This window comes from Bradyrhizobium sp. ORS 285 (assembly GCF_900176205.1).
In the GTDB taxonomy this organism is placed as follows: domain Bacteria; phylum Pseudomonadota; class Alphaproteobacteria; order Rhizobiales; family Xanthobacteraceae; genus Bradyrhizobium.
Genome location: NZ_LT859959.1, coordinates 1,676,354 through 1,700,120, shown reverse-complemented (window position 1 = coordinate 1,700,120; position 23,767 = coordinate 1,676,354). Strand labels below are relative to the sequence as shown.

General features: G+C 64.3%; 27 protein-coding genes. 20 read left to right on the top strand and 7 right to left on the bottom strand.

Going from position 1 to position 23,767, the window contains the following annotated elements; genetic code table 11:
- The first annotated feature begins 143 nt into the window (after positions 1–143).
- Genes BRAD285_RS07615 through BRAD285_RS07600 form a run of 4 tightly spaced genes read left to right on the top strand, consistent with a single transcriptional unit; the run spans position 144 to position 3,395 of the window.
- Positions 144–1,109 (top strand): YVTN family beta-propeller repeat protein, encoded by a 966-nt coding sequence (locus tag BRAD285_RS07615; protein ID WP_006609633.1) that lies wholly within the window; start codon positions 144–146, stop codon positions 1,107–1,109.
- Positions 1,106–1,936, top strand: a complete 831-nt coding sequence (locus BRAD285_RS07610) for an ABC transporter ATP-binding protein (RefSeq protein ID WP_050886735.1) — start codon at positions 1,106–1,108, stop codon at positions 1,934–1,936. The genes BRAD285_RS07615 and BRAD285_RS07610 overlap by 4 nt, the downstream gene beginning before the upstream one ends.
- Positions 1,933–2,787 carry an ABC transporter permease gene (locus BRAD285_RS07605; RefSeq protein ID WP_006609631.1) on the top strand — a complete coding sequence of 285 codons (855 nt, stop codon included), beginning with the start codon at positions 1,933–1,935 and terminating at the stop codon, positions 2,785–2,787. Before BRAD285_RS07610 ends, BRAD285_RS07605 begins: the two co-directional genes overlap by 4 nt.
- Positions 2,784–3,395, top strand: coding sequence for a hypothetical protein (locus BRAD285_RS07600; protein ID WP_006609630.1), 612 nt, complete (start codon positions 2,784–2,786; stop codon positions 3,393–3,395). Before BRAD285_RS07605 ends, BRAD285_RS07600 begins: the two co-directional genes overlap by 4 nt.
- 230 nt (positions 3,396–3,625) lie before the next feature.
- Here BRAD285_RS07600 and BRAD285_RS07595 read toward each other — a convergent pair whose 3' ends face one another.
- Both BRAD285_RS07595 and BRAD285_RS07590 read right to left on the bottom strand, forming a co-directional pair.
- Positions 3,626–4,186: a PQQ-dependent catabolism-associated CXXCW motif protein gene (locus BRAD285_RS07595; RefSeq protein WP_006609629.1), complete on the bottom strand. Its 561-nt coding sequence runs from the start codon at positions 4,184–4,186 to the stop codon at positions 3,626–3,628.
- Positions 4,183–5,058, bottom strand: coding sequence for a substrate-binding domain-containing protein (locus BRAD285_RS07590; protein WP_006609628.1), 876 nt, complete (start codon positions 5,056–5,058; stop codon positions 4,183–4,185). Before BRAD285_RS07590 ends, BRAD285_RS07595 begins: the two co-directional genes overlap by 4 nt.
- A gap of 161 nt (positions 5,059–5,219) precedes the next feature.
- Between BRAD285_RS07590 and BRAD285_RS07585 the strand changes: the two genes are divergently transcribed.
- Together BRAD285_RS07585 and BRAD285_RS07580 are read left to right on the top strand one after the other, a co-directional pair.
- Positions 5,220–6,146: a quinoprotein relay system zinc metallohydrolase 2 gene (locus BRAD285_RS07585; protein WP_006609627.1), complete on the top strand. Its 927-nt coding sequence runs from the start codon at positions 5,220–5,222 to the stop codon at positions 6,144–6,146.
- A 56-nt stretch (positions 6,147–6,202) separates the two neighbouring features.
- The gene (locus BRAD285_RS07580; protein ID WP_006609626.1) at positions 6,203–7,024 is read left to right on the top strand and encodes a quinoprotein dehydrogenase-associated SoxYZ-like carrier; all 822 of its coding nucleotides are present in this window, start codon (positions 6,203–6,205) and stop codon (positions 7,022–7,024) included.
- Positions 7,025–7,047: 23 nt separating this feature from the next.
- Here BRAD285_RS07580 and BRAD285_RS07575 read toward each other — a convergent pair whose 3' ends face one another.
- Positions 7,048–7,407 (bottom strand): hypothetical protein, encoded by a 360-nt coding sequence (locus BRAD285_RS07575; RefSeq protein WP_006609625.1) that lies wholly within the window; start codon positions 7,405–7,407, stop codon positions 7,048–7,050.
- Positions 7,408–7,493: 86 nt separating this feature from the next.
- On the opposite strand from BRAD285_RS07575, the gene BRAD285_RS07570 reads away from it, so the two are divergent.
- The 4 genes from BRAD285_RS07570 to BRAD285_RS07555 are packed head-to-tail and all read left to right on the top strand — an operon-like array spanning position 7,494 to position 10,294.
- The gene (locus BRAD285_RS07570) at positions 7,494–8,474 is read left to right on the top strand and encodes an ABC transporter substrate-binding protein (RefSeq protein WP_006609624.1); all 981 of its coding nucleotides are present in this window, start codon (positions 7,494–7,496) and stop codon (positions 8,472–8,474) included.
- Complete coding sequence (locus BRAD285_RS07565; RefSeq protein WP_006609623.1) at positions 8,474–9,211, top strand: ABC transporter permease; 738 nt, start codon at positions 8,474–8,476, stop codon at positions 9,209–9,211. The genes BRAD285_RS07570 and BRAD285_RS07565 overlap by 1 nt, the downstream gene beginning before the upstream one ends.
- Complete coding sequence (locus tag BRAD285_RS07560) at positions 9,201–9,911, top strand: ABC transporter ATP-binding protein (RefSeq protein ID WP_006609622.1); 711 nt, start codon at positions 9,201–9,203, stop codon at positions 9,909–9,911. Before BRAD285_RS07565 ends, BRAD285_RS07560 begins: the two co-directional genes overlap by 11 nt.
- Before the next feature lie 35 nt (positions 9,912–9,946).
- Positions 9,947–10,294 carry a hypothetical protein gene (locus tag BRAD285_RS07555; RefSeq protein ID WP_006609621.1) on the top strand — a complete coding sequence of 116 codons (348 nt, stop codon included), beginning with the start codon at positions 9,947–9,949 and terminating at the stop codon, positions 10,292–10,294.
- A gap of 27 nt (positions 10,295–10,321) precedes the next feature.
- Here BRAD285_RS07555 and BRAD285_RS07550 read toward each other — a convergent pair whose 3' ends face one another.
- Positions 10,322–10,534 carry a hypothetical protein gene (locus BRAD285_RS07550; RefSeq protein WP_006609620.1) on the bottom strand — a complete coding sequence of 71 codons (213 nt, stop codon included), beginning with the start codon at positions 10,532–10,534 and terminating at the stop codon, positions 10,322–10,324.
- Positions 10,535–10,728: 194 nt separating this feature from the next.
- Between BRAD285_RS07550 and BRAD285_RS07545 the strand changes: the two genes are divergently transcribed.
- A complete protein-coding gene (locus tag BRAD285_RS07545; RefSeq protein ID WP_006609619.1) occupies positions 10,729–11,037 on the top strand; it encodes an EthD family reductase in 309 nt (102 codons plus the stop codon).
- A gap of 102 nt (positions 11,038–11,139) precedes the next feature.
- On the opposite strand, the gene pqqA is transcribed toward BRAD285_RS07545, so the two are convergent.
- Positions 11,140–11,220 (bottom strand): pyrroloquinoline quinone precursor peptide PqqA, encoded by an 81-nt coding sequence (gene pqqA, locus BRAD285_RS07540; RefSeq protein ID WP_009031067.1) that lies wholly within the window; start codon positions 11,218–11,220, stop codon positions 11,140–11,142.
- A 203-nt stretch (positions 11,221–11,423) separates the two neighbouring features.
- Positions 11,424–11,816, bottom strand: coding sequence for a hypothetical protein (locus BRAD285_RS07535; RefSeq protein WP_006609618.1), 393 nt, complete (start codon positions 11,814–11,816; stop codon positions 11,424–11,426).
- 264 nt (positions 11,817–12,080) lie between these two features.
- Here BRAD285_RS07535 and BRAD285_RS07530 point away from each other — a divergent pair, with 264 nt between their 5' ends.
- From BRAD285_RS07530 to BRAD285_RS07520, 3 genes are read left to right on the top strand one after another with little or no spacing between them, the layout of a single operon-like run.
- Complete coding sequence (locus BRAD285_RS07530) at positions 12,081–13,745, top strand: methanol/ethanol family PQQ-dependent dehydrogenase (RefSeq protein WP_006609617.1); 1,665 nt, start codon at positions 12,081–12,083, stop codon at positions 13,743–13,745.
- A 25-nt stretch (positions 13,746–13,770) separates the two neighbouring features.
- On the top strand, positions 13,771–14,115 hold the full coding sequence (locus tag BRAD285_RS07525; RefSeq protein WP_006609616.1) for a cytochrome c: 345 nt from the start codon (positions 13,771–13,773) through the stop codon (positions 14,113–14,115).
- Positions 14,115–15,047 carry an ABC transporter substrate-binding protein gene (locus BRAD285_RS07520; RefSeq protein WP_006609615.1) on the top strand — a complete coding sequence of 311 codons (933 nt, stop codon included), beginning with the start codon at positions 14,115–14,117 and terminating at the stop codon, positions 15,045–15,047. Before BRAD285_RS07525 ends, BRAD285_RS07520 begins: the two co-directional genes overlap by 1 nt.
- A 13-nt stretch (positions 15,048–15,060) precedes the next feature.
- Here BRAD285_RS07520 and BRAD285_RS07515 read toward each other — a convergent pair whose 3' ends face one another.
- Entirely contained in the window at positions 15,061–16,014 is a 954-nt protein-coding gene (locus BRAD285_RS07515) for a helix-turn-helix domain-containing protein (protein ID WP_035644688.1), read from the bottom strand.
- Positions 16,015–16,420: 406 nt separating this feature from the next.
- Between BRAD285_RS07515 and xoxF5 the strand changes: the two genes are divergently transcribed.
- The 6 genes from xoxF5 (at position 16,421) to BRAD285_RS07485 (ending at position 23,745) form a co-directional block, all read left to right on the top strand.
- Positions 16,421–18,226, top strand: a complete 1,806-nt coding sequence (gene xoxF5, locus BRAD285_RS07510; protein WP_006609613.1) for a lanthanide-dependent methanol dehydrogenase XoxF5 — start codon at positions 16,421–16,423, stop codon at positions 18,224–18,226.
- Between the two features lie 132 nt (positions 18,227–18,358).
- Positions 18,359–18,838 (top strand): c-type cytochrome, methanol metabolism-related, encoded by a 480-nt coding sequence (locus tag BRAD285_RS07505; RefSeq protein WP_006609612.1) that lies wholly within the window; start codon positions 18,359–18,361, stop codon positions 18,836–18,838.
- A 63-nt stretch (positions 18,839–18,901) separates the two neighbouring features.
- The gene (locus BRAD285_RS07500; protein ID WP_006609611.1) at positions 18,902–20,011 is read left to right on the top strand and encodes an S-(hydroxymethyl)glutathione dehydrogenase/class III alcohol dehydrogenase; all 1,110 of its coding nucleotides are present in this window, start codon (positions 18,902–18,904) and stop codon (positions 20,009–20,011) included.
- A gap of 33 nt (positions 20,012–20,044) precedes the next feature.
- Positions 20,045–20,608 (top strand): S-(hydroxymethyl)glutathione synthase, encoded by a 564-nt coding sequence (gene gfa, locus BRAD285_RS07495; RefSeq protein WP_006609610.1) that lies wholly within the window; start codon positions 20,045–20,047, stop codon positions 20,606–20,608.
- Between the two features lie 351 nt (positions 20,609–20,959).
- Positions 20,960–21,412 carry a (2Fe-2S)-binding protein gene (locus BRAD285_RS07490; RefSeq protein ID WP_006609609.1) on the top strand — a complete coding sequence of 151 codons (453 nt, stop codon included), beginning with the start codon at positions 20,960–20,962 and terminating at the stop codon, positions 21,410–21,412.
- Between the two features lie 2 nt (positions 21,413–21,414).
- Positions 21,415–23,745, top strand: coding sequence for a molybdopterin cofactor-binding domain-containing protein (locus BRAD285_RS07485; RefSeq protein WP_006609608.1), 2,331 nt, complete (start codon positions 21,415–21,417; stop codon positions 23,743–23,745).
- Positions 23,746–23,767 lie beyond the last annotated feature (22 nt).

Genomic DNA, 23,767 nt, shown 5'->3' with positions numbered 1-23,767 from the left:
GCGCTCCTCACCATGAGGGTCATCACCGTGCTGACCTCCACACGGAGCGTTTCGGATATCGCTCCGCGTTCAGCCCTCGTCCTGAGGAGCCCGCCAAAGGCGGGCGTCTCGAAGGACGGCCACAGACTCGCAAGCGCTTCAGCATGGTTGCCTCGCTGCTCACTGCCGCGCTCTCGCTCACCACCATCACCCCTGTCTCCGCCTACGTCGCCTTCGTCTCCAACGAAAAAGGCAACACCGTCTCCGTCATCGATACCGACACCTGGACCGTCACCAAGACCATCAAGGTCGGGCAACGTCCGCGCGGCATTGCCTTCACCCGCGACGGCAAGTTCGTCATGGTCGCGGTCGGCGACGACGACACCATCCAGCTGATCGACGCCAAGAAGATGGAGGTGGTGGACACCCTGCCCTCCGGCCCCGATCCCGAGCTGTTCACGCAGGATGCCCAGGGCAAGACGCTGTACGTCGCCAACGAGAACGACAACACGGTCACGGTGCTCGATCTCGAGAAGCGCGTTCGCATCGGCGACGTCCAGGTCGGCGTCGAGCCCGAGGGCATGATGCTGAGCCCGGACGGCAAGATCCTGATCTGCACCTCCGAGACCACCAACATGGCGCACTTCATCGACACGGCGACGCGCAAGATCGTCGCCAACGTGCTGGTCGACGCGCGGCCGCGCTATGCCGAGTTCAAGACCGACGGCTCGGAGCTGTGGGTGTCCGCAGAGATTGGCGGCACCGTCTCGATCATCGATCCGGCCAAGCGCGAGGTGACCGGCAAGATCAAGTTCGCCGTGCCCGGCCTGCGCAGCGAGGCGATCCAGCCGGTCGGCATCAGCCTGACCAAGGATGGCAAGACCGGCTTCGTCGCGCTCGGCCCGGCCAACCGCGTCGCCGTCGTCGACGGCACGACGCATGAGGTGAAGAAATATCTGCTGGTCGGCCAGCGCGTCTGGCACATGGAGTTCACGCCGGACGAAAAATATCTGCTGGTCACCAACGGCGTCTCCAACGATGTCTCGGTGATCGATGTCGCCGCGCAGAAGGTGATCAAGACCATCCAGGTCGGCGAGCTGCCCTGGGGCATCACGATTGCACAACCATGACAACGCAGAACGCACCCGCTCTCGACACCACGAGCCCTACGCGGCAGCCGGCGCCCGATCAGGTGCCGGCGCTGTCGGTCGCCGGCGTCAGCCATTCCTACGGCGCACGCAAGGCGCTCAACAACGTCTCTTTCGCGGTCAAGCCTGCGAGCTTCACCGCCCTGCTCGGCCTCAACGGCGCCGGCAAGAGCACGCTGTTCTCGCTGATCACCCGCCTGTTCGCGGTGCAGACCGGACAGATCAACATCTTCGGCCATGATATCGGCCGCACGCCGGGCGAGGCGCTGCGGCTGCTCGGCGTCGTATTCCAGCCGCGCACGGTCGATCTCGATTTGTCGCTGCGGCAGAACCTGCTCTATCACGCCGCCTTGCACGGCATCTCGCGCCGCGAGGCCCGCACACGGAGCGAGGAGCTGCTGGCGCGCATTGGCCTCGCCGACCGCGCCGGCAACAAGGTGCGCGATCTCTCCGGCGGCCAGATGCGCCGGCTGGAGATCGCCCGCGCCTTGCTGCATCGGCCGCGCCTATTGCTGCTCGACGAGGCCACCGTCGGCCTCGACGTCAAGGCCCGCGCCGACATCGTCGGCCATGTCCGCCAGCTCGTGACCGAACAGGGCATCGGCGTGCTCTGGGCGACGCATCTGTTCGACGAGATCGCCGCGACCGACGATCTCGTCGTGCTGCATCAGGGACGCGTGCTGGCGCGCGGGCCGGTGCCGCAGGTGATCGCCGAGGCCGGCGCGTCCGACGTCAACGCGGCATTCGCGCGGCTGACGACCCAGGCTAGCCCAACCAATGCCGGTCCTGCACGGAGTGCCGACGCATGACCGTCACGACCGTACACACCCCCGCCCCCACCCGCAGCGGCTTCTCCGCCAGCGAATACGTCACCTGCCTGATCGGCATCGTCTGGCGCGAGGGCCTGCGCTTCCTGCATCAGCGTGAGCGCTTCGTCTCGGCGCTGGTGCGCCCTCTCGTCTGGCTGTTCATCTTCGCCGCCGGCTTCCGCCAGGTGCTGGGCATCTCGATCATCCCGCCCTACGAGACCTACATCCTCTACGAGGTCTACATCGCGCCGGGCCTGATGGCGATGATCCAGCTGTTCAACGGCATGCAGTCATCTCTCTCGATGGTCTACGACCGCGAGATGGGCAACATGCGCACCCTCTTGGTGAGCCCGCTGCCGCGTGGCTACCTGCTGTTCTGCAAACTGCTCGCCGGCACCGCAGTGTCCGTGCTCCAGGTCTACGCGTTCCTGATCATCGCCTGGTTCTGGGACATCACGCCGCCGCCGATGGGCTATCTCACGGTGCTCCCGGCGCTGATCCTCTCCGGCCTGATGCTTGGCGCGCTGGGCATGCTGATCTCCTCCGGCATCAAGCAGCTGGAAAATTTTGCTGGCGTGATGAACTTCGTGATCTTCCCGATGTTCTTCGCGTCCTCAGCGCTCTATCCGCTCTGGCGCGTCGAGGAAGGCAGCCCGTGGCTCGCTTATCTCTGCGAGGCCAATCCCTTTACTCACGCGGTCGAGCTCATTCGCTTTGCACTCTACGGCAAGCTGAACTGGGTGTCGCTCGCGGTGGTCGGCGGCTGCACCGCCGTGTTCATGATTGGCGCGATCCTGGCCTACGATCCGTCGCGTGGTTTTGTCAGGCGTGGTCCGGGAGGCGAGGCATGAGGGTGAGATCGATACTGCTGGCCAGCGCTCTGTGCGCCGCGGCCGGCGCCGCGCAGGCCGCCGATCCGCGCTACCCGGACTGGCCCTGCCCGCAGGCCAAGGTGCCGGAAATCTCGATCGCAGCGGTGTGGGCCGGTCCGCCGGTCGACGACGTCGGGACGAGTTGGAAAGACGATCCCAAGGTGTCGGAGCTCGTCGCCAAGCTAGCGGCCCGCCGCTTCCCCTTGGAACAGGCTCAGAAGGACGTCGCCGATTTCCTCACCGGCACGGCCGAGGAGAAGACACGGAAGGGCAAGCTGCTGTTCGCCGGCCTGTTCGACACACTGAACGCGCAGCGCACCTCCGTCATGAACGGGCTGGAGCGCGTCATGCGAAAGCAGCGCGAAGCGGTCGACAAGGTCCGCGGCGATACCATCGCGCTGCAGGAGATGCAGAGCAGCGCCACGCGGGACGAGGCCAAGGTCGAGGAGCTGAGCAATCAGCTCAACTGGGAGACGCGCATCTTCGAGGATCGCCGCCGCGTCATGAAGTTCGTCTGCGAGGTCCCCACCGCCATCGACCAGCGCCTGTTCGCCCTGGCCCGCGAAATCCAGCAGGACATGGAGTAGCTGCGCGGATGTCGCTCGCTCATCATCACCAGAACGAAGAGAGGGCGTACCGACGCTTCAGCAACGTCATGGCCGGGCTTGTCCCGGCCATCCACGTCTTTCCACGCGGCACCACGTGGATGCCCGGGCCTTCGCCGCGCCGAAGCGGCTTCGGCCGCGCAGGCGGGACAAGCCCGGGCATGACGAGCAAAACAACAGGCCGGGGCATTTATAGCTGCCGCGCGATCCACTCACTCCTCCGGCCGCGGCTCGGGTTGGGTCTGCTGCAGCGGCAGGTCGGCGCGGGCCCAGCCGTCGGTGCCGTCGGGATACCAGGCGACGTTGCGGTAGCCGTAGGTCAGCGCGCGCCGCGCGGCGTTCCAGGACATCCAGCAATCTTGGAGGCAGTAGAATACGAGCGGACGCCCCAAATCACCGTCGGACGCCTGCGCCAAGCCGCGCTTCAAATAGTCCTCCGTTGCCGCGGCGAGCACGCCGTAGCCTGTGTCGGGCAGCCAGATGCTGCCGGGAATGTCGAGCCGCGGCTGCTCGCGCCACACGGTACCGGCCGGCAAATTCTTCGGCTTGGGCGGCCGCGGCAGCACATCAATGAAGGCGGCGGCCTTCTCGCGCCAGATCGCCTCGGTCTCACGCGTCGACAACACGCGCGCGCCGCGGAGCGTCGTCGGCACCGGGGCACGGTAGTTTTCAGTGCGATAGCTGTCCGGCTCCGGCACCAGATCGTCGGCCCGCACCGCCGCGGCGATCAGCAGCAGGCCTGCCAATGCCGCGGCAGTGAGCCGGTTGATCATGGCTTCGTTGCAGCCTCGGCGGTGATCAGATGATTGCTCTCGTCCAGCAGCGGCACGCCGAAATCGAGCAGGATCTTGTTGATCTCGCCTTGGTTCTCCTGGATCAGCTTGTTGAGCTGCCGCCGCCAGTTCTGATCCGCCCCGCGCACGCCCATGGCGATACGGTAGATCAGCTTCGGCCCGGACGTCTCCTTTACCAGCGGCGTCACGTGCAGTTGCGGACTCGCCTGCTTGGCGTAATAGCCGGCCATCGGCCCCCACAGCACGCCGGCATCGATCTCGCCGGACTTCAAATCGTTGATCATCGCTTCGGCCGAGGAATCCACGCGCGTGTCGATCATCAGCGGGTACGGCTTGGCCGTCGTCATCAGCCCGGCCAGCGCCATGTTGGTGGCCGGCGGCGTGCCTGCCACGATGCCGATGTGCTTGCCCTTCAGCTTGGCGTCCTCCAGCGTCGTGACGTCGGCAAGATCAGAGTCGGGCTTGGTCACGATCGCATAGGCCGTCCGGTAGTAAGGGCTGGTGCTCTGCACCAGGTCATCGCCTTGCGGAAAGCCCATGATGACGTCGCAGCGGTGCGAGCCAAGAGTCATACGCACGAAGCCCGTGGCCTGCGGAAAGAACGTGTAGTCGACCTTCTTCTGCAGCTTGGCAGCGAGGAAATCCGCGAGCTTGTTCTCGAAACCCTCCCCCTTTTCGTTCGAGAACGGCAGATTGCGCGGATCGGCGCAGACCCGCAGCACCTTCGGATCGACCAGCTCGATCGACAGGTCGAGGCCGTCATTGCTTTGCGCGTAGGAGGCAGCAGGTCCGAGCAGAGTGAGGCCCGCAGCAATGGCCAGCGAGCCGACAACAGTCCAACGCTTCGTCATTCTGATTTCCATCCCTATCGAGCGCATCGAGGTCTTTTTCGAAATGCTAGGCCGCCGGCCACGCTGGCGCAACAGCTGCAGTCATCGCGAACAGGTGACCGGATGCTGCGCCGCAATGCTAGCGGCAGGACGCACACGTCGCACGCGAGCGAGGCGAACAGATGATCAGCCGGTTGATCATCACGATCATGGCCTCGTGCGTGCTCGCGCTCGGCAGTGCCCTGTGCGCGGAGCAGCGGGAACTCGCGATCAGCGAAATCGCGCCGGGTGTGTTCGTCCATATCGGGCAGACAGCCTTGATGACCGCCGACAACGAAGGCGACATTGCCAATGTCGGCTTCGTCATCGGCGATAATGCGGTCGCGGTGATCGACACCGGCGGCTCCGTCCGTGAAGGCCGCGCGTTGCTCGCAGCGATCCGGTCCCGCACAGACAAGCCGATCCGCTATGTCATCAATACGCATGCCCATCCCGACCATGTCTTCGGCAACGCCGCGTTCCAGGCTGACGGAACGAGCTTCGTCGGCGCGAAGAACCTGTCCCGCGCGCTGGCCCTGCGCGGACCGCATTACATCGAGGCGTTCCGCCGGCTGATGGGCGCGGAGCTGATCGACGAGGTCCGCCTGGTCGCGCCTTCGATCGTCGTCGAGGACCAGATGTCGCTCGATCTCGGCGGCCGCACGCTCACACTGAAAGCCTGGAGCACGGCGCATAGCGACTGCGACCTGACCGTCTTTGATGAGCGGAGCCGGACCTTGTTTGCGGGCGATCTCGTTTTCCTGCGTCACATCCCCGTGATGGACGGCAGCCTGCGCGGCTGGATTGCCGACATCGGAGCTCTTGCAGGGATCGCCGCCGACCGCGTCGTGCCTGGTCATGGGCCTGTGAGCCCGTGGCCGCTGGCGCTCGCGGACGAGCGCCGCTATCTCAATACGCTGGCTGGCGACATCAGCGGACTGATCAAGGCGGGCAAGCCGATTGCGGATGCGGCAGGCGCTGCCGGATCGGAACGCGACAAATGGGAGCTGTTCGACGACTACAATGCGCGTAACGCTACCGCGGCGTTCTCGGAAATGGAATGGGAATGACCATGGGGACGCGCTATGATCGCCAGCAAACCAGAACGCTTCCGGAGGACTGCGCCATGACCCGGCTCCGCCTGCCGTCCACAGTGCTTCTCAGCGCCCTGCTGGCGCTTGCCTTCGCACCTGCGAAAGCCGCAGATGGTTATGATCCCTGGCCGGGACTGGTGCAGGACATCTTCAACAACAAGCCGATGCAGGACGGCGGCAATGTGCTCTCGATCGAGATGCCAACGCGGGCCGAGGATGCCTCGGTCGTTCCGGTCACCCTGCGCAGCAAGCTCTCCCCCGCCGACGACCGCCGCATCAAGACCATCACCCTGGTGATCGACCAGAACCCGGCACCGATGGCCGCCAAGTTCACGCTCGGCTCGGATGCCAACGTCACCGCGATCTCCACGCGCGTTCGCGTCAACAACTACACGGACGTGCATGCCGTAGCCGAGCTGACCGACGGCCAGCTCTATGTCGTCAAGACGTTCGTGAAGGCGTCGGGCGGCTGCTCGGCGCCGGCCGCGAAAAATCCGGATGAGGCCAAGGCCCGCATCGGCCAGATGCGCTACCGGCAGTTCACGCAAGGCGGCGATGGCGCCAGCAGCGGCATTCGCGAGGCCCAGGTGATGGTCGGGCATCCCAACAATTCGGGACTGCAGATGGACCAGCTGACGCAGCTCTACATCCCCGCCTTCTTCGTCGACCAGCTGACGCTGTCGCAGGACGGCAGCCTGGTGCTGTCGGTCGAAGGCGGCATCTCGATCTCGGAGGACCCGAACATCCGCTTCACCTATGTCTCGAACGGCGCCAAGCATTTCCGCGCCGAGGCGCGGGACACGCAGGGCCATGTGTTCGAGCACGAATGGCCGGCGGAGGGATCAGGCACCTGATGGAGAGGCCGGGCCGCGAGGCGTTAGAAACATCTCACTTCGGCTTCGGCCTGGGCGCGGCGCAGATCGTTGAGCGCGTTGGCGGCCGGCTCGGAGGTGCGGAACTGGGTGCCGAGATTGCTCTTCACCTGGGACATGCTGAGCACGGTTTCCGCCGTGACATAGCGTTCGTAGGGAATGATCGAGGCGATCACATCGATCGAGCAGGAGCATTGCGAGATCGCCTGGCGCGTTTCGCCATTGGCCTTCATGCAGCCGAACACATATTCGGCGCGCGCCGAGGTCGGATAGTCGTTGAGCTCCTCGGCCCACGCCGGCGCGGCCAGCGCCGTCACGGCAAGGAAGGTGGCGACAATCGGTCCTACCGGAACAGCGCAACGCATGACAGTCCTCCGCAGTATCGCAGTCCACGCTATGCTAAGGGAATGAGACTGAAAAGAACACATCTTGAGGAAACGCAGACGCGCCCATGACGAAGCTCGGTCGCTTGTTCATTGCACTCATCGCCTGCGCGCTGCTGCCGCTCTCGACCTCGCGCGCCGCCGAGACCGTCAAGGTTGCGGTGCAGAAGACCGGCACTTTCGCCTGGGAATTGGCCGTCATCCGTGCCCATCAGCTCGACAAGCAGGCGGATATTGCGATCGACGCGGTCGAGCTCGCGAGTCCCGAGGCCGGCAAGATCGCGCTGCGGGCGGGCAATGCCGACATCATGGTGTCGGACTGGCTGTGGGTGTCGCGCGAGCGCGCGCTCGGCGCCAAGCTGACCTTCTCCCCCTACTCCAGCGCGCTGGGCGCCGTGATGGTGCCGGCCGCTTCACCGATCAAGTCGCTGGCCGATCTCAAGGGGCGCAAGCTCGCGGTCGCCGGCGGCCCGCTCGACAAGAGCTGGCTGCTGCTGCAGGCCGCGCTCAAGCGCGAGGGCGTCGAGCTGAAGTCGCAGGCGACCATCACTTATGGCGCGCCGCCGCTGCTCGCCGCCAAGCTCGCCGATGGCGAGATGGATGCGGGCTTGAACTACTGGAATTTCTGCGCGGCACTGGAGGCCAAGGGTTTTCGTCGCCTCGCCGGCATCGAGGACATCCTGCCCGGCTTCGGCGCCAAGGGCCGCACCGCGATGATCGGCTACGTGTTCGACGAGGAGTGGGCCAGCAAGCATCGCGATCTCGTCAACCGGTTCTTGTCGGTCACGGCCAAGGCCAAGGAGATCCTGGCGACGTCGGATGCCGAGTGGCAGACCATCGCGCCGCTGACCGGTGCGCCGGACGAAGCGACATTGCGTGCGTATCGCGATCGTTACCGCGAGGGCATTCCGCGCCGCTCCGTGGCCGAGGAAGAAGCCGACGCCCGCATTCTCTATGGTGTGCTCGCCTCGATCGGCGGACGCGACCTGGTCGGCCCCGCCGCTGAGCTCAGCCCCGGCACCTACTACAGGGCGGATGCGAGGGATTAGTGCTGCGGCTTCTGTCTTTCGCGCTTCTGCTGGCCACCTGGTGGGTGGCCGCAACCATCGCCGGCAGCGCCAAGCTGCCGCCGCCGTCGGCCGTGCTGGGGGTCGCCGTCGCAGAAGCCAAGTCCGGCGCGCTGTTCCTGCATCTCGGCGCCACCCTGGCCCGCGTCGCCCTGGCCTTCACGCTGTCGATGGCGATCGGTTCGGCGCTCGGCTACTGGATGGGCCGCAGCCGGCTCGCCAATCGCCTCGGCGATCCCTGGCTGATCCTGCTGCTCAACCTGCCGGCGCTGGTGGTGATCGTGCTCGCCTATATCTGGGCCGGTCTCACCGAGGTCGCCGCTATCGCCGCGATCGCGATCAACAAGCTGCCGACGGCGGTCGTCACCTTGCGCGAGGGCGCTCGCGCGCTCGATCCGTCGCTGGACGAGATGGCCAAGGTGTTCGCCTTCCCGCGCGGCCGCACCCTTCGCCACGTCCTGCTGCCGCAGCTCGCGCCTTATATCGCAGCCGCCGCGCGCTCCGGCCTGTCGCTGGTGTGGAAGATCGTGCTGGTCGCCGAACTGCTGGGACGCCCCAACGGCATCGGCTTCGAGATCGGCGTCGCCTTCCAGCTGTTCGACATTCCGCTGCTGCTCGCCTACTCGCTCAGCTTTGCCGCGGTCGTGCTGGTGATCGAAGCCGTCCTCGTGCAGCCGTTCGAGCAGCGCGCATCCAGGTGGCGGCTCCGTGCGGCTTGAGGTCGATATCAGGTCGAAGAGCTTCACCAGCGCCAATGGCAAGCGCCAGGAGGTGATATCCGGCATTGCCTTCACGCTCGAGCGCGGCGAGCTCGGCGTCGTCGTGGGCCCCTCCGGCTGCGGCAAGAGCACGATGATGCGGATCCTCGCTGGACTCGACAGCGACTATGAGGGACGCGTCTCGCAGCCCGCCGGTGCACGGCTCGCGATGGTGTTCCAGGAGCCGCGGCTGCTGCCGTGGCGCTCCGTCGAGGAGAATGTCCGGCTGGCGGCGCCTGATGTCACCGCGGAGCGGCTGGCTGCGATCTTCGGCGTGCTAGAGCTCGATGGCCATCGCAACCATTTCCCCGGCGAGCTGTCGCTCGGCCTCGCCCGCCGCGTCGCGCTGGCGCGGGCCTTCGCGGTCGAACCCGACTTCCTCATCCTCGACGAGCCGCTGGCTTCGCTCGATGACGCACTCGCAGCACGGCTGCGCGACGAGATCGCGACGCTGGTCGCGTCGCGGCCGATGATCACGCTCCTCGTCACGCACAGCATGGATGACGCCGCGCGGCTCGGCGACCGCATCTTCCTGCTGTCCGCGCGCCCGGCGCGTTTGCTGCGCACCACGCCGATCGCCGTGCCGCGCGGCGAGCGTAGCGAGGAGACCGTGGCCGCCATCAGGGCTGATCTGGCGCGGCGGGATTTTTCCATGTCATAGTAAGGACGATAGACATCAGAACCTAGGGAAACGCCATGAGATCCGCCCTCGCAGTGACTGCGATCGTTCTGTCATCCCTGCCGATCGCGGTCTCCGCGCAGAGCAAGGGCATCCGGCTGTGGAATCTGACCACGGCAACGATGACCGGCTTCCAGCTGTCGCCCGCGGGCCAGAACAGCTGGGGTCCGAATCAGACGTTGAACGACAAAGACAAGGAGCTCGACCACGACGAGCGGCTGAAGCTCAGCGGGGTCGAGCCGGGCCGCTATGATGCCAAGGTGAGCTATGCCGGCGATCGCCAGTGCATCGTTCGCGACCTCGACATCAAGGCCGATGCCGTGGTCTCGGTGGCCGACAAGGATCTCAGGGAGTGCACGAGGTAGACCGCAAGCAGCTTGCCGCCGGCCGCTTCACGCCTTGTCGTTGCTGTGCGGATACTCGCAGCGCCAGCGCACCGCGGTCCATTTCGGGTGCTCGCCAATCCACTGGGCGATATAGGGCGGCGCCTTCATCGCGCATTGCTGCAGTGACGCGCCGCCGTCGGCAAATACGAGGTGCTGCTCCTCGCAGGTGGTGGGGGACAGCACGGCGCAGACGGTAATGACGAGATCGATGGGACTCATGGCTCGGGATCCCTCGGCAAGGCCGGACAGAGACTACCTCAAACTACGACGTCCGGCTGCATCGGTTTCTGTTTGCGCGCCATTTTCTGCAGCGGAACCCAAGTCGCGGTCCCCAGCGCTTGATCCGAGCCTGCAGATCGGCTGCAATGGGTACCGGTCGATCGACCTCAAAAAGACGAATGCGGAGGAAGCAGATGCCCAAGGTTCTCGTTCTCTACAAGACCCCCAAGAGCGCCGAGGCGTTCGACAAGCACTACATGAACGTCCATGTGCCGCTGGCGAAGAAGATTCCCGGCTTGAAATCTTATGACATCAGCCGTGGCCCGGTGAACGGACCGGCGGGCCCCACCAACCTCCACCTCGTCGCCACTCTGGTGTTCGATTCGATGGAGGCCTTGCAGGCCGGTATGGGCTCGGCGGAAGGCAAGGCGGCGGCGGGAGATCTGCCGAACTTCGCCGACGGCGGCGTCGACCTGTATATCTTCGACAATCAGGATGTCTGACCGGCGCCACACGATCTAGACCCGACCGAAACGGATCTGCCAAGTCACCGGCGAACTGATCGCTCGCGGGACTTGGCAGATCTCTTTGCAGATCGCTAGGGCTTACTTGCGCGCCGCACAAGCGTACATGTTGATTTCCATGCCGACCGGCACTTCGACGATCTTCGGTGTCTTCCAGGCCATTTCAAGCTCCCAAGTTCAGACTATCATTGACTGGCGCATTGCTCGCGCCGCCCTCGAAGCTAGGGCCCCGCCCGGGTGAACGCAAGGCTGGACGATGGGGAGCGTTTCCTCCGCCGTGATGGATCAGTTGCGCCGAACGACATCGCTCGTGTCGACCGACAACCTTCCGCCTCAATCATCACCTGCTGAGCGATAGCTGCTACTCACGCCCCGCCCGGCTGCACATAGCAGAACACATATCTGTTGCGGCTCAAGAAGATGACGCCGTGTCCGGTCGGATTTCCCTTGTCCCACTTCAGCTTATGATCGGGAACTTCGATCTCCGTACCGACATCGATATGCGGCCGGCCACGCGGCTCGTCCGGACGATCGTCGGTGATGATGACGTAGGTCTTGCCATCCCTGACGTGGATGTCGTCGGCGAAGTAGGCGTCGGCCTCGCCGCAGCATGACGCCGTCGGCACATCCGGCTGCATCAGGGCCTCATACCATTGGCGCAACGCAGGATCGACCGCGCCCCATTGGCCGAGATCACGCGCACTCGCACTCACCCAAAGGCAACACAGCATGCCGAGCCAAAGGATGGTTCGCCTCATCCGTCTACTCCTCTGTTGATCCCGGCATGTTGCAGCGAAGCAATCTTCATGCCGCACAGCAGCACGAAAGAGGTGCGATCATGCCAGCAGCAAACCTCCTGCGATGACAAAGACTTGGCGGATCGCTTGCCGTCGCGCGGGAAAACAGTCCCGGCGTCACGATGATGGTTGCCCAGCTTTTCGTATTGACGCTTCCCGGAATCGAGCGGAGTGTTGTTCCCGCAGCGTCAGGATAGGCGCGCATAAAAATCTTGGAGGAAATGAATGAAGCGGATCGCGCTGGCCGCGGGCCTCGCTATTCTTGCATCACATGGTGCGAGCGCGCAGAGCGCCGATCAGTTGGTCAAGGGTGCAACTGATACGGCAAACGTCCTCAATTACGGCATGGGCTACAATCTGCAGCGGTTCAGCACGCTGACGCAGATCAACAAGGACAATGCCAAAAACCTCGTCCCGGTCTGGAACTACAGCTTCGCTGACGACCGCAGCGAGGAGTCGCAGCCGCTGATCTACCAGGGCGTCCTCTACGTCACCACGCACAATGCGACGATGGCGGTCGACGCCAAGACCGGCAAGCAGATCTGGAAGAGCAAGATCGACTATCCCGCCGAGACGCCGCGCGTCGTCTGCTGCGGCATCATCAATCGCGGCGCCGCGCTTTATGACGGCAAGGTCTTCCGCACGACGCTCGATGCCAATGTGATCGCGCTCGACGCCAAGACTGGCAAGGAGCTGTGGCGCCAAAAGGCCGCCGACATCAAGGAAGGTTATTCGATGACCGTCGCGCCACTGGTGGCGGACGGCGTCGTGCTGACCGGCATCTCCGGCGCGGAGTTCGGCACGCGCGGCTTCATCGATGGCTGGGATCCGGCGACGGGCAAGCATCTCTGGCGCACGCACACTGTCCCTACCCCGGATGAACCCGGCGGCGATACCTGGAAGGGTGACACCTGGAAGCTCGGCGGCGGCTCGACCTGGATCACCGGTTCGTATGACCCCGAGCAGAACACCGTGTTCTGGGGCGTCGGCAACCCCGGCCCGTTCAACGCGGCGGTGCGGCCCGGCGACAACCTTTACACCTGCTCGGTGCTCGCACTCGATCCGAAGACCGGCAAGATGAAGTGGCACTTCCAGTTCTCGCCGAACAATCCGTTCGACTATGACGCGGTCGCCGAGATGGTGCTCGCCGACATGAACGTGGAGGGCAAGCCGACCAAGGTGTTGATGAACGCCAACCGCAACGGCTTCTTCTACGTGCTCGATCGCACCAACGGCAAGCTGCTGGCGGCCAACCCTTACGTGAAGGTCAACTGGGCGTCCAGCATCGACATGAAGACCGGCAAGCCGGTCGAGACCGATGTCACGCGTGATGCGCGCGAGGGCAAGAAGGTCACGGTCTATCCGTCGATTCTCGGCGGCAAGAACTGGCAGCCGATGTCGTTCAATCCGCAGACTGGTCTCGCTTACGCCAACACGCTGGTGTTCGGCGGTCACTACAAGACCGAGCCTGCGACCTACAAGGCGGGTGAGTGGTACCTCGGCATGGATCTGACGGATCTCTGGGATTGGCCGGAAGGTCCGCGCGGTCAGTTGAAGGCCATCGATCCGATGACCGGCAAGACCAAGTGGGAGCAGCCGAGCGACATTCCGCGCTTCTCGGGCGTGTTGTCGACCGCCGGGGGCGTGGTGTTCTCGGGCAAGCTGACCGGCGAGTTCGAGGCGTTCGATGCCGATAGCGGCAAGAAGCTGTGGCAGTTCCAGACCGGCTCCGGCATCGAAGGCCAACCCGTCACCTGGCAGCAGGACGGCGTGCAGTATGTTGCGGTCACCTCCGGCTATGGCGGCGTCTACTCGCTGTTCTCCGGTGACGAGCGTCTCGCCAACGTTCCGGCGGGCGGCTCGCTCTGGGTCTTCGCGGTCAAGAACTGAGTTCGGATTGCCCGTGAAAGCCATGATGTTCATGAGAACGGCGGCGACCTTCGCCGCCGTCGTCGTTGCGATGTCGGCCGCGCTTTCGACGGCTGCGTTCGCTCAACAGCAAGACGGCACCGCCGCGCACAGTCCGATCGACCTCGGCAAGACGACGTTCGCTCAGAAGTGCTCGCATTGCCATGGCCCGAACATGGTGAACTCAGGGACGGTCACGCCTGACCTGCGCCGGTTTCCCGACGATCAGCCGCGCTTCGTCACCACCGTCAAGCAAGGCAAGAACGGCCGGATGCCGCCGTGGGGTGACATTCTCAGCGATGATGAGATCACGGCACTCTGGGCCTATGTCTCGAGCCGGAGAGCGCAATGATGCGCCGCGTCGCGTTGTGGGCGGCCGCCTTGTTGATGTCGCCGGTGTCAGCGGTCCAGGCCGCGGACAACGTCTTCCGCATTTGCATGGACGAAAATCTCCCACCACTGTCGGTCCACCATCGTGGCAAGCCCGGCAGCGGATTCGATGTCCTGCTTGGCCAGGCGATCGCTGATCGCCTTGGCAAGACGTTCGAGATCCAGTGGTTCGAAAGCAAGCTCGATGAAGATTCGAGCCCCGCACTGGAGGCGAACGCCTTGCTGTCCGATGGGCGCTGCTCGCTCGTGGCAAGCTACGCCTTTACGCAGGACGGATTGGTCGCACCCGGCGTCAAGACGGCGAAGCTGCCGGACTTCGATGGCGCGACCCGCGACGATCGCCGGCGGCGTATTCCGCTCGGCACATTGGCACCGAGCAAGCCGTATCTGTTCTCGACGCTGACGGTCGTGCTCGGACCAGGCGCCAAACAGCGCCCCATCAACGATATCGGCGATCTCGCCGGCCTCCGGCTCGGAATCGAGAGCGGCACGCTGGCAGACGCGATCCTGATGACCTTCGACAAGGGTCGGCTGATCGACGACATCACCCATCTGATTCCGACGCGGGATGACCTTCTCGGCGCGCTCGAACAGGGCAAGTTCGACGCGACGCTGCTCGATATCAGACGCTTCGATGCGTATCGGGCAGCTCATCCGGAGAGCAAGCTGGTGGCCTCTGGCTACAACTATCCGATCGGCGCCAATAGAGGCTATGTCGCCTTGTCCAGATCGGCAGAGCTGCTGGAGTCGGTCGACAAGACCCTGGCGGAGATCGTCGCGTCGGGCGATCTGGCCAAATTTGCCGCGACTGCAGGCCTGACCTATCTCCCGCCGCGTGAGCCGGTGATCCTCGGCGATGCCTTTCAGAAGATCATCCGGAGCGGCGCGCGCTAGCGCCGCTCGCGACTCAGTCGGCGCGCGCGGCCGTCTTGTGCACCGATGACGGCACGACGCCGAAATACTTGCGGAACACGCGGCTGAAGTGTGATGAGCTCGAGAAGCCCCACGAGAATGCAACGTCGGTGATGGTCTTGCCGCCTTGCGTTTCCAGCTCCTGCCGACAGTGCTGCAGCCGGGCTCGCCAGATGTAGTCGCTGACCGTCATGCCGCGGTCGCTGAACACCATGTGAAGGTAGCGCTTGGTACAACCCAAGGCTGCCGAGATCTGATCGATACAGAGGTCTGGATCGCGAAGGTGCTCGCGAATGAAGGCCTGGGCGCGAATGTAGACCGCTTCGGGTCCGGCACGGTCGAGCATGCGGTCCGCTTCCCGCAACGGCAGCAGCAACAGATCGATCAGCGACTCCGCCACGCTGGCCGCCGAGTTCGGTGACAACCTCGTCGCCTCGTCGAACGCCGAATGCGTGACATCGTGCGCAATCCGCCCGGTCCCGCTTCGTGCCGACAGCTTGTAGGCCGGCATCTTCTCGGACCGGAAGCCGCGCTCCTGCAGCAGCTCCTTGGGCACGATCACGACATCATGACGCGTCAGCGCCGGGCTGACGATCGTGTGCGGTGTCGACACATCATAGGCAAGACAATCCCCCGGCCCGATCTCGATCTGGCGGCCATCCTGCTCGAAATAGGAAGTTCCATAGGTCTGAAACAGGATCTTGATGTAGGGATGTGCCACCTTTTGCGCGCGCGCATAAGTGTGTGCAATCCGGTGCTGGCTTGCCTCGATCTGACACAATTTCAGGCGAGAGACCGTGGTGAAGTTGATGCGCCCCTCGAACGAGGCGCCCTCCAGCGGGTCGACATCGAAACGTCCGCAGAGATCGGTCAGTGCATCTGACCAACGCTGGATCTGACTCTTGGGCGTGAACCCCGAGGTAGTAAGCGAGCGGATCGTATCGGACATCTTCATCCACCGATTCAAGATCGAGACGCAACGGGTCCGCCGCAGGACGGCGGATGAGAGTGCTGGCAGATTACTCCGATTTTAAGGCCGCGATATCCCTCGCGACGCATCAGTTCCATAAAACGCCCTCGACGATCCTCCGCCTTCATCCCTGTAAGGTCAAGGAAAACATCAACCTTCGGTGGAACCCGCATGCTGCAAATTGATGCTGCGCAGCAAGAACGCGTCTCATGTTGCGGACCAGCAAAGCAAATCTTCTCCAAAAACTTCTCATCGCTTCACTCTTGAGCAAGTGCTTTTCTCTTTTGGGCAAGTTTCCCGTTTGGGAAGTGGATAATCAATGATGCCGAAAACGAATACTGGGCCGCGCCATGCGGAACCTCAGTTGAACCCGGGAGGAAAGACGATGCGAAGAGTACTGCTCGCAACATGTCTGACGTCAGTCGCGGCGCTTGCCGCGGGTGGCGCATTTGCCAGCGAAGAGCTGGTCAAGATGTCGGCCAACCCGAAGGACTGGGTGATGCCGGCGGGAGATTACGCCAACACGCGTTACTCCAAGCTCAACCAGATCAACGCCCAGAACGTCGGCAAGCTGCAGGTCGCGTGGACCTTCTCCACCGGCGTGCTGCGCGGTCACGAAGGCGGACCGCTCATCGTCGGCAACATGATGTATGTGCATACGCCTTTCCCGAACAAGGTGTACGCGATCGATCTGGCCAACGACAACAAGATCGTCTGGAAGTACGAGCCCAAGCAGGATCCGAACGTCATTCCGGTGATGTGCTGCGACACGGTCAACCGCGGCGTCGCCTATGGTGACGGCAAGATCTTCCTGCACCAGGCCGACGACAAGCTGGTGGCGATCGACGCCAAGAGCGGCCAGCAGGTCTGGACCGCCGTCAACGGCGATCCGAGCAAGGGACAAACCGGCACTTCGGCTCCGCTGGTCGTCAAGGACAAGGTTCTGGTCGGCACGTCGGGCGGCGAATTCGGCGTCCAGTGCAGCATGACCGCCTACGACATCAAGACCGGCAAGCAGGCCTGGAAGGCCTACTCCGAAGGTCCGGATGACCAGATCCTGTTCGACGCCAACACCACCGCGCTCGGCAAGCCGGTCGGCAAGGACTCGAGCCTGAAGACCTGGCAGGGCGATCAGTGGAAGACCGGCGGCGGCTGCACCTGGGGCTGGATCTCTTATGACCCGCAGCTCGACATGGTCTACTACGGCTCCGGCAACCCCTCGACCTGGAATCCGAAGCAGCGCCCGGGCGACAACAAATGGTCGATGACGATCTTCGCGCGTGCAGCCGACACCGGCGTCGCGAAGTGGGTCTACCAGATGACGCCCCACGACGAGTGGGACTATGACGGCGTCAACGAGATGATCCTGTCGGACCAGTCGATCAACGGCCAGCCGCGCAAGCTGCTGACGCACTTCGATCGTAACGGCCTCGCCTATACGCTCGATCGCGCCAACGGCGAGTTGCTCGTCGCCGAGAAGTACGATCCGAAGGTGAACTGGACCTCCGGCGTCGATATGGACAAGAACTCGGCGACCTATGGCCGGCCGAAGGTTGTCGATCAGTACTCGACCGACAAGCAGGGCGAGGACGTCAACACCAAGGGCATCTGCCCGGCGGCGCTCGGCACCAAGGACGAACAGCCGGCGGCCTACTCGCCGGACACGCAGCTGTTCTACGTGCCCACCAACCATGTCTGCATGGACTACGAGCCCTTCAAGGTGAGCTACACCGCAGGTCAGCCCTATGTCGGCGCGACCCTGTCGATGTATCCGCCTCAGGGTGAGACCCATATGGGCAACTTCATCGCCTGGGACGGCAAGACCGGCAAGATCGCCTGGTCGAACAAGGAGCCGTTCTCGGTGTGGTCGGGTGCGCTCGCAACCGCTGGCGGCGTGGTGTTCTACGGCACGCTCGAAGGCTATCTCAAGGCAGTCGACGCCAAGACGGGCAAGGAGCTCTACAAGTTCAAGACCCCGTCCGGCATCATCGGCAACGTTACGACCTATGAGGCTGGTGGCAAGCAGTACGTCGCCGTGCTCTCGGGTGTCGGCGGCTGGGCCGGCATCGGTCTCGCGGCGGGTCTGACGGATCCGACCGCCGGTCTCGGTGCCGTCGGCGGCTACGCAGCGCTGAGCAACTACACCGCTCTCGGTGGCGCGCTCACCGTGTTCTCGCTGCCGCAGCAGTAAGCGGAGCAGCCTGCTTCCGGCGCATGGATCTCCTCCATGCGCCGGTTCGCCTGCCCAAAAAATTAAGGGAAGACGCCCTTGCGTAGAATCTGGTTTGCGGTCGCCACGGCTCTGATCCTGGCAACCGGCGGGATGACTGTCGCCGAAAATGCCTGGGCCGAGGGCCCCGGAGATCCGACGGCCGTCAAGTCCGAGGATGGGAAGTACTTCGATAAGGACGGCATTCCGACCTACAAGGTGGGCGCCGACGGAACAGTCGACTGGTACACCTACTCCGGATACCGCCGCTATCATTCCGAATGCCATGTGTGTCACGGCCCCGACGGCATGGGATCGACTTACGCCCCGGCGCTGAAGGACTCGGTCAAGAACATGAGCTACGGCGATTTCATCGGGACCATCGCCAGCGGCCGCAAGAATGTCAGCACGTCCCAGGAGAACGTCATGCCGGCTTTCGGCGACAATCCGAACGTCGCCTGCTACATGGACGACCTCTACATCTATCTGCGCGCCCGCGGCAATGACGCGGTGGGACGCGTTCGCCCGGCCAAGCATGAGGACAAGCCGCCAGCCTATACGGAAGCGGAAAACTCCTGCATGGGCAAGAAATGACTGACAAGGGCCGCGCTCTGGGCAGGGTCGCGGCCTTGAGAGAATGAAACAGGAGTTTGAGACATGAAGACGCGCGCCGCGGTCGCTTTCGAAGCCAAGAAACCGCTGGAGATCGTCGAGGTCGACCTCGAGGGGCCGAAGGCCGGTGAGGTCCTGGTCGAAATCAAGGCGACCGGCATCTGCCACACCGATGCCTACACCCTGGACGGTTTCGACAGCGAGGGCATCTTCCCCTCGATCCTCGGCCATGAGGGCGCCGGCATCGTGCGCGAGGTCGGCCCCGGCGTCACCTCCGTGAAGCCCGGCGACCACGTCATTCCGCTGTACACACCGGAATGCCGCCAGTGCAAGAGCTGCCTCAGCCGCAAGACCAATCTCTGCACCGCAATCCGCGCCACCCAGGGCAAGGGCCTGATGCCCGACGGCACCTCGCGCTTCAGCTACAAGGGCCAGACCATCTACCATTACATGGGCTGCTCGACCTTCTCGAACTTCACCGTGTTGCCGGAGATCGCGGTCGCCAAGATCCGCGAGGACGCCCCGTTCGACAAGAGCTGCTACATCGGCTGCGGCGTCACCACCGGCGTCGGCGCCGTCGTCAACACGGCAAAGGTCGAGCCGGGCGCGAACGTCGTCGTGTTCGGCCTCGGCGGCATCGGCCTCAACGTCATCCAGGGCGCCAAGATGGCGGGCGCCGACAAGATCATCGGCGTCGATCTCAATGACGGCAAGGAGGAATGGGGCCGCCGCTTCGGCATGACCCATTTCGTCAACCCGAAGAAGGTCGCCGGCGACATCGTCCAGCATCTCGTCGCGCTGACCGACGGCGGCGCCGACTACACGTTCGACTGCACCGGCAATACCACCGTGATGCGCCAGGCGCTGGAAGCCTGCCACCGCGGCTGGGGCGAATCGATCATCATCGGTGTCGCGGAAGCCGGCAAGGAGATCGCAACCCGTCCATTCCAGCTCGTCACCGGGCGCGTCTGGAAGGGCACCGCGTTCGGCGGCGCGCGCGGGCGCACCGACGTCCCCAAGATCGTCGACTGGTACATGAACGGGAAGATCGAAATCGACCCGATGATCACCCACACGCTCTCGCTCGAAGACATCAACAAGGGCTTCGACCTGATGCATGAGGGCAAATCGATCCGTTCCGTCGTCGTGTTCTGACCCGAGCCACGCAAAACTGAGGAGGATTGCGCCATGACTGTCCACATTCACCCGTCCGTTGATAACGGCGTCAAACAGGGAAGCGGCCACTTCGCCGGCGGCACCCTGGTCTGCAAGTGCCACGACCGGCCGGTGAAGGTCGGCATCACCGGCGACGTCGCGCATAATCACGCGTGCGGCTGCACCAAGTGCTGGAAGCCCTCCGGCGCAACCTTCTCGGTCGTGGCGGTGGTGCCGCGACAGAACGTCACGGTCCTGGAGAACGGCGACAAGCTGAAGATCGTCGATCCGGCGGCGGTCATCCAGCGCTACGCCTGCACTGGCTGCGGCACGCACATGTACGGCCGGATCGAGAATACGGGCCACCCGTTCTACGGCCTCGACTTCATCCATCCCGAACTGTTCCAGGAGCAGGGTTCGGCAGCGCCGGGCTTTGCCGCTTTCGTCTCCTCGGTGATCGAATCGGGCGTGAAGCCGGAACAGATGGGCGAGATCCGCGCGCGGCTGAAGGAGCTGGGGCTCGAGCCCTATGACTGCCTGTCGCCGCCGCTGATGGATGCGATTGCCACCCACGTGGCGAAAGCAAAGGCGGCCTGAGGGCCGCAGAGTACCAAGCGTAACAACTGAAGCGTTCCTTCCTGAAGACTTGGTGCCTCGCCTGCCCCCACGCTGGCGAGGCATTCTTTTCTGGCGTCTCGATCTTGCGGCCACCGTCGCCGTTGGCGCCCCGCCCTGGGTTCCGCCTTTGCAATGCAGCGCGCATGCGCTGTCCACGCGTGCTCGTGCAACACACGCGCCTGTGTAGTCCGACGCCCGTCGCGTTCTGCTATCGTGAATCGTTTTCCGACAACTCTCAATTGATCCGGCGCGTGTCAGGACATGTGGTCCCGCGCGCGTCCACCAACGATCAGAACCAACGACCATTGGTCCGACAGAGCGAGGGCGAACATGATCAAGGTGAAAATCAACGGACAGGAGCAGAGCTGGGATGGTGATCCGAGCCTGCCGCTGCTGTGGTATCTGCGCGATGAGCTCGGCTTGACCGGCTCGAAATATGGCTGTGGCCAGGCGCTCTGCGGCGCCTGCACCGTGATGGTCGACAAGGAAGCCGCACGCTCCTGCATCACCGCGATCTCGGATGTCGTGGGCCGCGAGGTCACGACGATCGAGGGGCTGCATCCGACCGGCGATCATCCGGTGCAGAAGGCGTGGCGGCAGGTCAATGTCCCGCAATGCGGCTTCTGCCAGGCCGGTCAGATCATGCAGGCGGCGGCGCTGCTCAACCAGAATCCGAAGCCGTCGCATGATCAGATCCGGGACGCGATGTCCGGCAACATCTGCCGCTGCGGCTGCTATCAGCGGATCGAGAACGCGGTCCATCTGGCCTCGACGGGGGTGTGATCATGACCATCATCGCAAATCCGGATATCGCGAAGTCCACTTCGCGCCGCGGCTTCGAGCGTCACCTCAAGGTCGAGAACGTCTCGCGCCGCGCCATCCTGCAGACGCTCGGTCTCGCTGGCGGCTTCGTGCTCGCCGCACCCCTGCTCTCGCGTCCCGCCTTCGCCGCCTATGAGACCGGCGCCGGCAAGATGCCGCATGGCACCGTCGTCGATCCCAAGATCTTCGTGTCGATCGCGCCTGACGGCATCGTCTCGATCCTCGCCCATCGCTCCGAGATGGGCACCGGCGTGCGCACCAGCCTGCCGCTGATCGTCGCCGAGGAGATGGAAGCCGACTGGTCGAAAGTCCGCGTCGTGCAGGCGCCCGGCGACGAGGTGAAGTTCGGCAACCAGGACACCGACGGCTCGCGCAGCACGCGGCATTATCTGTTGCCGATGCGCCAGATCGGCGCCATGGCGCGCGCCATGCTGGAGGCGGCTGCCGCCAAGAAGCTCGGCGTGCCCGCCAGTGAAGTGAAGGCGGTCAACCACGAGGTCGTGCACAGCGCCAGTGGCAAGCGCCTCGGCTTCGGCGAGCTTGCGGCCGACGCAGCCAATCAGCCGGTGCCCGCCGTCGACACCATCACGCTGAAGTCGCCAAAGGACTTCCGCTATCTCGGCAAGGGCCAGGTCAGCATCGTCGACCTGCACGACATCACCGTCGGCAAGGCCCACTACGGCGCCGACGTCCGCCTGCCCGGCATGAAGTACGCGGTGATTGCCCGGCCGCCGGTGACGGGCGGCAAGGTGAAGTCGTTCGATTCGGCGGAGGCACTGAAGGTATCCGGCGTCGAGAAGGTGCTCGAAGTCAAGGGCTGGCCATGGCCATCGAAGTTCCAGCCGCTCGGCGGCGTCGCGGTGATCGCACGCAACACGGGTGCCGCGATCAAGGGCCGCGATGCCCTGAAGGTCGAGTGGGACGACGGCCCCAATGCGGCCTACGACTCGGTTGCCTATCGCGCCGAGCTCGAAGCCGCGGCACGGCAGCCGGGCCTCGTCGTGCGTCAGGAAGGTGATGCGGACGCGGCGCTGAAGTCGGCCGACAAGGTGATCACCGGCGAGTACTATCTGCCGCACTTCGCCCACGTCAGCATGGAGCCGCCGGTCGCGGTGGCCGACGTCAAGGGCGACAAGGCCGAGATCTGGGCGCCGGTGCAGAGCCCCGGCGGCACCCGCGAGGATGTCGCCAAGACGCTGCAGATCCCGATCGAGAACGTGACCGTCAACGTCACCCTGCTCGGCGGCGGTTTCGGCCGCAAATCGAAATGCGACTTCGCGCTTGAAGCCGCCCTGCTCTCCAAGGAGCTGGGCGCGCCGGTCAAAGTGCAATGGACGCGTGACGACGACATCCAGCACGACTTCCTGCACACTGTCTCGGTCGAGCGCATCGAAGCCGGCCTCGACAAGAGCGGCAAGGTCGTCGCCTGGCGTCACCGCAGCGTTGCGCCGACCATCCTGTCGACCTTCGCGGCGGGCGCCGACCATGCCGCGCCGTTCGAGCTCGGCATGGGCCTCGTCGACATGCCGTTCGAGATCGCTAACATCCAATGCGAGAACCCCGCTGCCAAGGCGATGACCCGCATCGGCTGGTTCCGCTCGGTCTCGAACATCCCGCGCGCCTTCGCCGTGCAGTCGATGGTCGGCGAGATCGCCGCCGCCACCGGGCGCGACCAGAAGGAGATGCTGCTGGAGCTGATCGGCAGCCCGCGCGTCGTCAAGCTCACCTCGGTGAAGGATCTCTGGAACTACGGCGAGCCCTATGAGAGCTACCCGATCGACACCGGGCGGCTGCGCCGCGTCGTCGAGTTCGTCGCCGAGAAGGGCAATTGGGGCCGCAGCGTTCCCAAGGGCCACGGCCTCGGCATCGCCGCCCATCGCAGCTTCGTCAGCTACATCGCCACCATCGTGGAGGTGTCGGTGGACGAGGGCAAGCTGACGGTGCACCAGGTCGACAGCGCGATCGACTGCGGTGTGTTCGTCAACCCTGAGCGTATCACCTCGCAGCTCGAAGGTGCTGCCATCATGGGGCTGAGCCTCGCCAAATATGGCGAGGTCAGCTTCAAGAACGGCCGGGTGCAGCAGCACAATTTCGACGACCATCCGGTGGTCCGGATCGACGAGGCGCCGCTGATCACGAACGTGCACATCGTACCCGTCGATGCCGACACGCCGCCGAGCGGCGTCGGCGAGCCGGGCGTGCCGCCGTTTGCACCGGCACTCGCCAACGCGATCTTCGCTGCCACGGGAAAACGTCTGCGTGCGTTGCCGATCGGCAAGCAGCTCGCGATCTGACGACAGCGAAACGACAACATCA